The following is an 11,925-nucleotide window of genomic DNA, read 5'->3' on the forward strand; positions in this document are numbered from 1 at the left end:
GAGTGAACCTTTATACCTTGCTGAGTATTATCAGCGTGATCTGTTTGATACTTCAATTTGAACCAATGGCAAGCCTAACCGAGTGGCACAGCTACAATATACGCCATGGTGAATGGTGGCGAATCGTAACAGGAAATCTCACACATACCAACTTTGCGCACTTAGGAATGAACCTCGCAGGATTGTGGATCATTACTTTTATTTTTCGCCCAAGCACTCGTAACTTCCTTATCGTTTTTTCAATCTTATGTGCATGTGTTGGTGCGCTGAATTTGTTTACCAACATGTCGGTGTACGTGGGTTTATCCGGCGTATTACACGGATTGTTTGGATTTTGGGCGCTCAGAGAAGTCTTTGAAAGCAGAAGAAGCAGTGTGTTGTTAGTCGGAGGGCTAATCGCCAAAGTAGCATGGGAGCAGGTCTATGGCCCATCCAGCAGTACTGCTGAGCTTATCGGTGCAAACGTTGCTATTGATGCTCATATGTTTGGCGCACTCGGTGGGTTAGTAATGGCTTTAATGGAAAAAGGCCTTCGCCGTCGTTTATTCGGATAAAAAATCCCGAACCACGAAAGAGGGGGCTGGTTCGGGAAAGCAGTAATAGGGAAACAGATATTGTTCTGAATTCAGACTCAATATCTACGATACATCAAGCTACAGTAAAATGCGGTCTTCGTTTTTCTTAACTGTCGCTTCACCTATGCCTTTTACGCTCTTCAAATCTGCTGCCGTTTTAAAAGGGCCATGTTCCTCGCGGTAGTCCACTATACTCTGCGCTTTCTTCTCACCTATACCTTTCAACATGGTCGCAATTTCTTCAGCAGTGGCCGTGTTGATATTTACAGTAATTTCAATTCCTTCATATTTGTCAGTGGCTGAATCCGCAGCCATGCTAAAAGGTGCAAAAACAAATAAGCACAATGTCAAAATCCATTTCATATTGAACATACAATCTCCAAAATAGTAGGCTAAAAACAGTCGTCGAGAGCGAGTCACTATCAAGTTTGCAATGGAAAGCAATATGGTTATGCATTTAACAAACTGAGATGACCCGGAATTCACAACGGCCGCTATCACTTAAACGCGCACTAATTTAAGTAATGCCTATTGATGATTGAAGTTCATAAAGACAAAAATAAAACGGACCGCTTATGCGGTCCGTTTTATTCAACATACAAATTACACTAATTGTGCTTAGTTGCTCACAACAAAGTACTCAATGTCAGTATTTGCACGCAGTACGGCTAGTACAGATGATAAATCTTGCTGAGAAGATGCACGCTGCATTTGCATCGCAACTTGATCTTCTAACTCACTATCTAGCTCTGCGTTTACAGCATCAAGCTCGATGATAATGATGTTACCTTCAAGATCTTTAGACTGACCGTATACTGGTTTACCATCGACTGGTTTTGCCATCGCGAATACCGTTGTTGCCAACGGAGAACGACGATCTACTGTCTCTTGTTCACCAAAGGCAAGATTGTTTTCAGCAAGCACGTTCGTCTTACCTTCTTTCAATGCCGCAACGACTTGTGTTCCAAGTTCCATCGCTTCTTGCTCACCTTTAACACGAGATAGCTCTGCAACAACCTGATCTTTCACTTCTTCTAGTGGAAGAACTGTCTCGTCACGCGCATCTTCAACACGAACAACGATAATATGCTCAGGCGCAACTTCGATAGCTTCAGAGTTTAGGCCATCTTCTTTAACTTCAGGGCTTAGGATAGCTTGCATTACCGCAGGGCTACGAAGCACTTCAGGTGCATCAACCTGAGAAATAAAGTCCGTTGTCTTCACTTCTTGGTTAACCGCTTGAGAAGCATCATACAATGAGTCTGGGTATTCAAACGCTACGCGCTCAAGCTCATTTTGCAACTCGTAGAATTGATCGATCGCTTGTTGGTCGACCATCTCTTGTTTGATTTCAGCAGCGACTTCTTCAAATGGCTTCGCCACAGAATCTTTTAGCTCTTCAAGCTTGATAATGTGATAGCCAAAGTCCGACTTTACTAGACCCGACGTATCGCCAGGATTCTTCAGTGCGAATGCCGCTTCTTCAAAAGCAGGGTCCATCACATCACGCTCAATCCAACCTAGGTCACCACCGTTTTCAGCGCTGCCAAAATCGTCAGATTTCTCTTGAGCAAGCGTCGCAAAATCTGCACCCGCGTTTAGCTCATCTAGGATAGCTTGCGCTTTTGCTTCATCGTCCCCTTCTACAAGAATGTGAGCGACACGTCGTTGCTCTTCTGAAGAGTATTTGTTTAAGTGCTCGTCGTAGTACTTTTTCACCTCAGCATCAGAAACATTAACTTGTTCCTTTAGCGCTTCAGCTGACAGTTCGATGTAAGAGACTTTAACCTGCTCTGGGCGTGTAAAGTTGTCTGGGTTTGCTTTGTAGTACTCTTGAATTTCTTCGTCGGTCAATTCAATATTTTTCGCAAACTCCGCTAAGTCGATCTGAATCGTGCGAATATCACGAGTTTGAGTGAACAGCTTGCCTTCTGCTTGTACTTCACCCGACAGAATAAATTCACTGTTTTGTAGCGCATTCAGCAGTTGCTCACGAACCAATTCACGACGCATGTACTCAGCAAAAGAGTCTGGCGAAAAGCCTGCACGACGCAAAGAAGCTTGATAGATCTCTTGATCAAACTGACCATTAGATTGGAACTGAGGCATGTCTAGAATCATGCTACGCACTTGAGTGTCGCTGATTCGCAGACCCAAAGCTTCAGCTTGTTGGTCAAGCAACACGTCATTGATCATTCGATCTAAAACGGATTTGCGGAAAGATTCAACATATGCAGGGTCAGCCAGCATTTGAGAGAAGTAGTCACCCAACTGAGCTTGCATACGGTTACGCTCATTTTGGTATGCCATCTCGAACTCACCACGAGGAATCTCAGTGTTACCAACTTTCGCTGCAGAGTTGTTGCTACCACCAACGATGTAGCTACCTACACCTGCAAATACGAAAGACAGGATGATAAGTCCAAGGATAATTTTGACCGCGATGCTATTCACGCCTTCGCGTAGTCGATCCATCATAATTTAACTGCTCTCCACAATTGAAGCCTACTGCTTCTATCTAATAGAAATAATGGCGCAATAATATCAGAAAAAGAAATGCGCATCAGTATGATGCGCATAATTTAAGAAAGTTCGGCTCGAAGTTTGTAAATTTTTGTTCGAAACTTATTGTTTGAGCAAAAGTTAAGCAAATGGCCGGTTACAGAAATAACGCCGTGATTAGTTACAAGCGTCTTTCAGTGCTTTACCAGCTTTGAAAGCTGGTACTTTTGCTTCTGCGATTTGGATTTCTTCACCAGTTTTTGGGTTACGACCAGTACGTGCAGCACGAGTACGAACGCTGAATGTACCAAAGCCAACTAGAGCGACTTGATCACCAGATTGAAGAGTTCCGCTTACTGCTTCGATGAATGCATCTAGAGCACGACCCGCTGACGCTTTAGAAATATCTGCATTTTCTGCGATTTGTTCTACTAACTGAGTTTTATTCACTGTAATTTCCCCTTTGTGTCATCTGTGATTATTTTTGTGATGACTTTCGTTCCATTGTTAAGAAAATATGCTCCACCCCTTATTCATCAAGGGCTGGCAGCTATCGAAACTAACTTAGCGCCCAAAAAAAACGCTGACAAGCCTTTTTGGGCTTATCAGCGTAAACTTTTACTTATTTTTGCTACACATCACTATTTTTGAGACTCAAACTCAACGCCCGTCGGGTCTCGCTCTAGTGCGACTTTCAGTACTTCATCAATCCACTGTACAGGGATAACTTCCAGATCCGCGATAACATTATCAGGAATCTCTTCCAAATCACGCTCGTTATCTTTTGGAATTAGCACTGTCTTAATGCCACCACGGTGTGCCGCAAGTAACTTCTCTTTTAGGCCGCCGATAGGTAGAACCTCACCACGCAGTGTGATTTCACCCGTCATCGCTACTTCTGCTTTCACAGGGTTGCCTGTTAGAGAGGAAACCAATGCTGTACACATTGCTGTACCCGCACTTGGGCCATCTTTTGGTGTCGCGCCTTCCGGGACGTGTACGTGAATATCTTTCTTCTCGTAGAAGTCAGTATTGATACCTAGCTTTTCTGCACGAGAGCGAACCACTGTCATTGCTGCTTGGATAGACTCTTGCATCACATCACCAAGAGAACCCGTTTGTGTCAGCTTACCTTTACCTGGCATTGATTGAGTTTCAATCGTTAATAGATCGCCACCCACTTCGGTCCAAGCTAGGCCAGTTACTTGACCAATTCGGTTACTTTCATCCGCTTTACCGTAATCGAAACGTTGAACACCTAAGTACTCTTTTAGGTTGTCCATCGTTACCGTTACTGACTTGATGTCCTTATCCAGCAAGATGTTCTTCACCGCTTTACGGCAGATCTTAGAAATCTCACGCTCTAAGTTACGGACACCCGCTTCACGCGTGTAGTAACGAATGATGCCAATAATCGCAGAATCTTCAATGACGATCTCATCCGCTTTCAAGCCATTACGCTTCACTTGTTTATCAACAAGGTGACGTTTTGCAATGTTCAGCTTCTCGTCTTCGGTGTAACCAGATAAACGAATAACTTCCATACGGTCTAACAATGGGCCCGGGATGTTCATCGAGTTCGATGTCGCAACAAACATAACGTCAGAGAGATCGTAATCCACTTCTAAGTAGTGATCGTTGAACGAGTTATTCTGTTCAGGATCAAGGACTTCTAGTAGAGCCGATGCCGGATCACCACGCATATCTGAAGACATTTTGTCGATTTCGTCCAATAAGAACAGCGGGTTCTTCACACCAACCTTCGACATCTTCTGGATCAATTTGCCTGGTAATGAGCCGATATAAGTACGACGATGACCACGAATTTCCGCTTCATCACGCACACCACCCAACGCCATACGAACATACTTACGGCCTGTAGCTGAAGCAATTGAACGACCAAGAGACGTTTTACCTACACCAGGAGGACCAACAAGACAAAGGATAGGACCTTTTAGCTTGTTGATACGGTTTTGAACCGCCAGGTATTCAAGGATACGTTCTTTGACGCGTTCTAGACCGTAGTGATCTTCATTAAGAACCTCTTCTGCTTTCGCTAAGTTTTTCTTAACTTTTGAGCGCTTAGCCCAAGGAACGCTGACCATCCAATCGATGTAGCTACGAACCACTGTTGCTTCAGCAGACATTGGAGACATCATCTTAAGCTTTTGCAGCTCTTGCTCTGTCTTTTCACGTGCCTCTTGAGGCATTTTTGATTCGTCAATCTTCTTCTGTAGCGTTTCGAACTCGTCTGGTGCGTCTTCCATCTCACCAAGTTCTTTCTGAATCGCTTTCATTTGCTCATTCAGATAATACTCACGCTGAGATTTTTCCATTTGCTTTTTAACGCGACCACGAATTCGTTTTTCAACTTGCAGCAAGTCGATCTCTGATTCCATCTGGCCCATCAGGAATTCCAGACGCTCAGTGACGTCAACAATTTCAAGCACTTGCTGCTTATCCACCAACTTTAACGGCATATGAGCCGCAATGGTATCCGCTAAGCGTGCGGCTTCGTCGATACCATTAAGTGACGTTAGCACTTCTGGTGGAATCTTCTTGTTTAGCTTAATGAACCCTTCAAACTGATTAATCGCGCTGCGAACAATCACTTCTTGCTCACGCTCATCCAATTCAGGCGTAACAACAAATTCAGCTTCTGCTAGGAAGAAGTCACTCTCTTTAAAGTGATTGATTTTTGCTCGCTGCTGGCCTTCGACCAATACTTTTACTGTGCCATCCGGAAGCTTCAAGAGCTGGAGAATGGTGGCTACCGTACCTACGTCAAATAGGTCGTCAACCGTAGGCTCGTCAGTATCCGCTTGCTTTTGTGCCACAAGAAGAACTTGTTTGTTGGTTTCCATCGCCGTTTCTAGACAGCTAATCGATTTCTCACGACCAACAAACAATGGAATAACCATGTGTGGGTAGACCACTACGTCACGTAGAGGTAGTACCGGGATCTCGATACGCTCGGAACGTTCCAAGTTCATATAATTCTCTCTTCCGCTTTCACGTTTAACGTATTACTTAAGGCAGTATATGGGGGCTAATTGTTTGGATTCAATAAGAGAAATAAAAAAAGGAGGTAATTACTTACCTCCTTTTTCATTATGGCTGAATTTACTCTGCTCCAGCTGCCTGATTGTCTGCGTTACTGTAAATAAGCAGTGGCTCTGACTCGCCATTAATGACGGACTCATCAATCACGACTTTACTAACGTCTGTTGCAGATGGTAATTCGTACATGGTTTCAAGTAGCACGCCTTCAAGAATCGAGCGTAAGCCACGAGCACCTGTTTTACGCTCCATTGCTTTTTTCGCGATAGCGCGCAGCGCATCTTCACGGAATTCAAGTTCGGCGTTTTCTAGCTCAAACAATGCTGCATATTGCTTGGTCAGTGCGTTCTTCGGTTCACATAGGATCTGAATCAACGCTTCTTCATCAAGCTCAGTCAGTGTTGTTGTTACAGGTAGACGACCAATGAATTCTGGAATGAGGCCGTACTTCACTAAATCTTCAGGTTCAACTTGAGTAAATAGCTCACCTACCGTCTTCGATTCATTCTTCGAACGAACTTCAGCACCAAAGCCAATACCTGTACCTGTTGCAACACGCTGCTCAATAACTTTGTCTAAGCCAGCAAAAGCACCACCACAGATGAACAGGATCTTAGATGTGTCCACTTGTAGGAATTCTTGCTGAGGATGCTTACGACCACCTTGAGGTGGAACCGATGCAACCGTACCTTCGATAAGTTTTAGTAGCGCCTGCTGAACACCTTCACCAGATACGTCACGCGTAATAGATGGGTTTTCAGCTTTGCGTGAAATCTTATCAATTTCATCAATGTAAACGATGCCGCGTTCCGCTTTAGCTACATCGTAATCACATTTTTGCAGAAGCTTTTGGATGATGTTTTCAACGTCTTCACCTACGTAACCGGCTTCGGTTAGTGTCGTCGCGTCTGCCATTGTAAATGGCACATCCAAGAATCGAGCTAATGTCTCCGCAAGTAGTGTTTTACCGCTACCTGTAGGACCAATTAGAAGGATGTTACTCTTACCAAGCTCCACACCTTCGCTCGTTGTATCACCATTGCGTAAACGCTTGTAGTGGTTATATACCGCAACTGCGAGCACTTTTTTCGCGTAATCTTGCCCGATCACATAGTCATCAAGGTGTTCACGGATCTGTTTTGGCGTTGGTAACGCTTCAGATTCTTTCTTAGGGAGAACATCCTTGATTTCTTCGCGAATAATATCGTTACATAAGTCGACACACTCGTCGCAAATGTACACTGACGGACCTGCGATTAGCTTGCGAACTTCGTGCTGACTTTTGCCGCAGAAAGAACAGTACAGCAATTTACCGCTGCCACTTTCTTTGCTTTTATCTGTCATTCGCTAACCTCTTAGCCTTTACTCTTCATGAATGAGTGTATATCAATTTTTGCCAAAATGCGCTGGCTAATTACTCGCCACGGTGGCTTAACACTGCATCCACGATACCGTATTCCACAGCCTGCTCTGATGACATGAAGTTATCACGATCAGTATCGCGCTCAATGACTTCAAGAGGTTGGCCTGTATGTTCTGCTAACAACTTGTTTAGCTTCTGTTTAATCGTCAGGATTTCCTGAGCATGGATTTGGATATCAGAAGCTTGACCCTGGAAACCACCCAATGGTTGGTGGATCATTACACGAGAGTTAGGCAGTACGTAACGCTTACCTGGCGCACCACCTGCAAGCAGGAAGGCACCCATTGAACATGCTTGACCCATACACACAGTGCTGACATTTGGCTTAATGAACTGCATGGTATCGTAAATAGACATACCAGCTGTTACGCTGCCGCCTGGCGAGTTGATGTATAGGAAAATATCTTTATCTGGATTTTCAGATTCTAGGAAAAGTAGCTGAGCCACGACAAGGTTTGCCATGTGGTCTTCCACTTGACCCGTTAAAAAAATCACGCGCTCTTTCAGCAGACGTGAGTAGATGTCGTAAGAGCGTTCGCCTCGGGAAGTTTGTTCAACCACCATTGGTACTAGCGCGTCCATAATTGGCGACATTGCATTTTTTTCTTGGTAGCTCATATTCTTATGTCCCTAAAATAAATGGCCCGGATGATGACTATCATACGGACCATTGTTAGCAGAATAGTTAACGTTAAGTCAACCTTCTACGCAAGATATTGCTTATTAAGCAGCAGGTTGTTGTTGGTTAAGTAGCTCGTTGAAGCCTACTTCTTTCTCAGAAACCTGTGCTTTAGCGATGATCGCGTCGATTGCTTGCTCTTCTAGAGCTACGTTGCGCATGTTGTTCATCATTTCTTCGTTTTGCTCGTAGTAAGCAATAACTTCTGATGGATCTTCGTATGCAGTAGCCATTTCTTCGATTAGAGCTTTAACTTTCTCGTCGTCCGCTTTTAGCTCTTCAGATTTGATTACTTCACCTAGTAGAAGACCAACAACTACGCGACGTTTAGCTTGTTCTTCGAACAGTTCACGTGGAAGCTGAGCAGCAGCTTCTGGGTTACCACCGAAGCGTTGTGCAGCTTGTTGACGTAGAACTTGGATTTCTTGCTCGATAAGCGCTGATGGTACGTTGATGTCGTTTTGCTCAACTAGACCGTCAATCGCTTGCTCTTTGATGCGGTTCTTAACAGCTTGCTTAAGTTCGCGTTCCATGTTCTTACGAACTTCAGCTTTAAGTGCTTCAACACCACCTTCAACAACACCGAACTTAGCAACGAACTCATCGTTTAGTTCTGGAAGTTCACGAGCTTCAACTTTATTCACTTTGATTGCGAACTTAGCTGCTTTACCTTTTAGGTTTTCAGCGTGGTAATCTTCTGGGAAAGTCACGTCGATGTCGAATTCCATACCAGCAGTTTTACCTGCGATACCGTCTTCGAAACCAGGGATCATGCGACCAGCACCCATTTCTAGAGGGAAGTTCTCAGCTTTACCGCCTTCGAACTCTTCACCGTCGATAGAACCAACGAAGTCGATGCTTACGCGTTTGCCATCTTCTGCTGCTTCTTCAACTTCAACCCAAGTTGCTTGTTGCTTACGTAGAGTATCGATCATCTCTTCTACGTCTGCATCTTTAACTTCTGTTAATGGTTTTTCAACAGTGATGCTCTCTAGGCCTTTAAGCTCAACTTCTGGGTAAACTTCAAAAGTTGCAGTGAAAACTAGGTCTGAACCTTCTTTGTTCTCTACAGGAGCGAAAGTTGGAGCGCCAGCTGGGTTGATTTTCTCTTTAACGATAGCTTCGATGAAGTGGCGTTGCATTACTTCACCAAGAACGTCTTGACGTACTGCTTTGCCGTACATCTTAGCAACCATTTTTAGAGGCACTTTACCCTTACGGAAACCATCGAAACGACGGTTTTTAGCGATGTTGCGTAGTTCAGCTGTTACAGCGTCTTCGATGTTTGCAGCTGGAACAGTAATGTTTAGACGGCGCTCTAGGCCCTCTAGCGTTTCAACAGTAACTTGCATTATATATAAACCTCTAAAGTGGCTCGGTTTTCCGAGCGTATGAGCGAAACTCAGAGGAGCTTACGCTTCATCCTTGTGTAGTGTTCTGTCCGAACACCTAATTTAAAATCGAGTATCGATACTGGTTGTCAGTACCGGACTAATCAGTGATATCTTCGATAAAATAACCAAAGGTATCTCCTATTAGCCTCAGGACAGAATTTTTAGACGCGACATTCTAGCGATCTGTCGCAACCCTGTCGAGCCAATAGCCACTATGTGGACATTGTCTGCGCTAAATTCTCGAATGCTGACCCATTTTTTCTTCAAAAATGCGATTCAGACACCGTCTAAGCATTGCCAGCATATCTAGAATGGGGACAATAGCGACTTTTTCAAGAGAATCGACCGGTTTTTTTATCGAAAAGCCTAAAAAGAGATCTTGCTCTTGTTTTACTCCACAGAGTTGAAAACTAAATCCCTAATCCTTCCTACAAACTATTAACATTTTCTTACGTGACCAAAGGAAGTTGTAAGGAGTGTAAGGATGTCGCAAAAAAAACGGATTCTGCTGACATTTTTTGCTTTCTATTTCCTGTCCGCAATTATCGGTGGCCATTGGGTTTGGCAGACCAGTTATCAATCTCTACTTGATAAACACCAATCACAGTTGGAGCAGTTTTCTGGCCATATAAAAAATAAACTCGATAAGTACGCCCATATTCCAAATCTTCTCGCTAAAGATGATCCTCTTTATCAAGCGCTTCTGCACCCCAACAACAGTGCGCAACTGGAAATCACTAATCGGTATTTAGAATCCGTTAATGGCGTGATTGAAGCAGCGGATACGTACTTAATCGATCAATGGGGTACAACGATCGCGGCCAGCAACTGGCGTAAAGAGCGCTCCTTTATCGGGCGAAATTTTGCATTTCGCCCTTATTTCAAACAAGCCATTGTAGGCAAAAGAAGCCAATACTACGCACTGGGCTCAACATCTGGTAAACGTGGCTACTACTATTCTTATCCCATCATATACGCTGGCGGTGTACTTGGTGTCGTCGTGGTGAAGATGGACCTAAGTAAGATAGAGGACAACTGGCAGCAACCAAACAGTGTTTTTGTCGCCAGCGACCCATACGGAATTGTTTTCATGAGTAGCCGAAGTGAATGGCTACTCAAAAGCTTACAACCACTGACAAAAAAAGAGAAAAAGCAAGTTTGGGCAAGCCAACAATATCTTGATGCGCCAATTGAAACGCTTGGATTAGTGGGTAGTTTGGACGAGGTGCATTCTGAGCTTAAACAGGGTTACCCATACAATAAAGGAACCTTGGTAGTCTCTTCGCTGCCCCTACCCGAACTCAAACTGACTATTCGTGTGCTGTCTCCTAAACAGTCGATCGTTTGGTTCACCATGGGTTACATCTTTGTACTCACTCTAGCATTCATGGTTTTGTTTTTAATTGGTCAGCTTATCTATCACCGTCAACAGCGTCACTTGCAACTTGAACGAATTCAACAAGAAGCAAATCAAAAGTTGGAATATCAAGTCATGGCACGGACTGCCGAGTTGCAAGCGGAGATCGCACAGCGTATCGATACCGAACAAACTTTACGCGTTACTCAAGACGAATTGGTGCAAGCAGCGAAACTCGCGGTGTTAGGACAAATGTCGGCCAGTATCAGCCACGAACTGAATAATCCACTTGCGGCAATTCGTAGCTTTGCGGAGAACGGCAAGCTGTTTCTAAAAAAAGAAAAATATGAGCGAGTGGAAGATAATCTCACTCGCATTTCTGCTCTCACTGACCGTATGGCAAATATCAGTCAGCAACTTCGCTCTTTCGCCAAAAAAACCAGTGGTGACGAGTTGGCTCAATCTCGATTGTTCCCTGTGATAGCCTCTGTAAAAGAACTGATGAAGCCCGCATTTAAATCAGGGCGCGTCACGTTAGAAACAAATTTGCCAGAGCATGATGTTGAAGTGCAGATCAATATTATTCAACTGGAGCAAGTGTTGGTCAATTTACTGACTAATGCGATAGAAGCACTCAAAGAACAACAAGACAAACAGGTAGAATTATCTGTAGAACACGATGAGCACACTGATTTAGTTTGGATTCATGTTGATGATAATGGCCCAGGACTTGGCTCTTTCTCACTTTCTGATTTATGTGAGCCGTTTCTAACCACTAAACTGAACGGTTTAGGTTTGGGTCTCTCTATCTCGCAACAAATCTTAGCCAGTATGAATGGAAAATTATGTGCCCATAATCGAGAACAAGGCGGCGCTCGATTCTCATTGTGTTTACCTATCACTTCTTACAACACTGAACCATCAAAAGGATAAGA

9 protein-coding genes and 1 pseudogene are annotated in these 11,925 nt (G+C 44.0%); 2 read left to right on the plus strand and 8 right to left on the minus strand.

Features of this window, described 5'->3' with window-relative positions:
• Positions 1 to 2: 2 nt before the first annotated feature.
• Entirely contained in the window at positions 3 to 554 is a 552-nt protein-coding gene (gene rrtA / locus R7Q46_RS16075; protein ID WP_165401728.1) for a rhombosortase, read from the plus strand.
• A gap of 99 nt (positions 555 to 653) precedes the next feature.
• On the opposite strand, the gene R7Q46_RS16080 is transcribed toward rrtA, so the two are convergent.
• The 8 genes and pseudogenes from R7Q46_RS16080 to R7Q46_RS16115 all read right to left on the minus strand — a co-directional run bounded on the left by R7Q46_RS16080 (position 654) and on the right by R7Q46_RS16115 (position 10,078).
• Positions 654 to 938 carry a ComEA family DNA-binding protein gene (locus tag R7Q46_RS16080; protein WP_031777211.1) on the minus strand — a complete coding sequence of 95 codons (285 nt, stop codon included), beginning with the start codon at positions 936 to 938 and terminating at the stop codon, positions 654 to 656.
• A 255-nt stretch (positions 939 to 1,193) separates the two neighbouring features.
• Positions 1,194 to 3,053, minus strand: a complete 1,860-nt coding sequence (gene ppiD / locus R7Q46_RS16085; RefSeq protein ID WP_318077605.1) for a peptidylprolyl isomerase — start codon at positions 3,051 to 3,053, stop codon at positions 1,194 to 1,196.
• Positions 3,054 to 3,254: 201 nt separating this feature from the next.
• A complete protein-coding gene (locus R7Q46_RS16090; protein ID WP_005382341.1) occupies positions 3,255 to 3,527 on the minus strand; it encodes an HU family DNA-binding protein in 273 nt (90 codons plus the stop codon).
• Positions 3,528 to 3,718: 191 nt separating this feature from the next.
• Entirely contained in the window at positions 3,719 to 6,070 is a 2,352-nt protein-coding gene (gene lon, locus R7Q46_RS16095) for an endopeptidase La (RefSeq protein ID WP_005382343.1), read from the minus strand.
• A 130-nt stretch (positions 6,071 to 6,200) separates the two neighbouring features.
• On the minus strand, positions 6,201 to 7,481 hold the full coding sequence (gene clpX, locus R7Q46_RS16100; RefSeq protein WP_005382345.1) for an ATP-dependent protease ATP-binding subunit ClpX: 1,281 nt from the start codon (positions 7,479 to 7,481) through the stop codon (positions 6,201 to 6,203).
• A 70-nt stretch (positions 7,482 to 7,551) separates the two neighbouring features.
• The gene (gene clpP, locus R7Q46_RS16105; RefSeq protein WP_005382347.1) at positions 7,552 to 8,178 is read right to left on the minus strand and encodes an ATP-dependent Clp endopeptidase proteolytic subunit ClpP; all 627 of its coding nucleotides are present in this window, start codon (positions 8,176 to 8,178) and stop codon (positions 7,552 to 7,554) included.
• 105 nt (positions 8,179 to 8,283) lie between these two features.
• Complete coding sequence (gene tig / locus R7Q46_RS16110) at positions 8,284 to 9,591, minus strand: trigger factor (protein ID WP_005382251.1); 1,308 nt, start codon at positions 9,589 to 9,591, stop codon at positions 8,284 to 8,286.
• A 274-nt stretch (positions 9,592 to 9,865) separates the two neighbouring features.
• A pseudogene (locus tag R7Q46_RS16115) lies at positions 9,866 to 10,078 on the minus strand (hypothetical protein).
• Positions 10,079 to 10,117: 39 nt separating this feature from the next.
• Between R7Q46_RS16115 and R7Q46_RS16120 the strand changes: the two are divergent.
• Positions 10,118 to 11,923 carry a sensor histidine kinase gene (locus tag R7Q46_RS16120; protein WP_104975972.1) on the plus strand — a complete coding sequence of 602 codons (1,806 nt, stop codon included), beginning with the start codon at positions 10,118 to 10,120 and terminating at the stop codon, positions 11,921 to 11,923.
• Positions 11,924 to 11,925: the final 2 nt, after the last annotated feature.

This window comes from Vibrio sp. 811 (assembly GCF_033339195.1).

What these genes read in the sequence shown, in the direction of transcription:
- R7Q46_RS16080 (WP_031777211.1), bottom strand. Translation starts at nt 938, where the DNA reads ATGAAATGGATTTTGACATTGTGCTTATTTGTTTTTGCACCTTTTAGC.
- ppiD (WP_318077605.1), bottom strand. Translation starts at nt 3,053, where the DNA reads ATGATGGATCGACTACGCGAAGGCGTGAATAGCATCGCGGTCAAAATT.
- lon (WP_005382343.1), bottom strand. Translation starts at nt 6,070, where the DNA reads ATGAACTTGGAACGTTCCGAGCGTATCGAGATCCCGGTACTACCTCTA.
- clpX (WP_005382345.1), bottom strand. Translation starts at nt 7,481, where the DNA reads ATGACAGATAAAAGCAAAGAAAGTGGCAGCGGTAAATTGCTGTACTGT.
- clpP (WP_005382347.1), bottom strand. Translation starts at nt 8,178, where the DNA reads ATGAGCTACCAAGAAAAAAATGCAATGTCGCCAATTATGGACGCGCTA.
- tig (WP_005382251.1), bottom strand. Translation starts at nt 9,591, where the DNA reads ATGCAAGTTACTGTTGAAACGCTAGAGGGCCTAGAGCGCCGTCTAAAC.
- R7Q46_RS16120 (WP_104975972.1), top strand. Translation starts at nt 10,118, where the DNA reads ATGTCGCAAAAAAAACGGATTCTGCTGACATTTTTTGCTTTCTATTTC.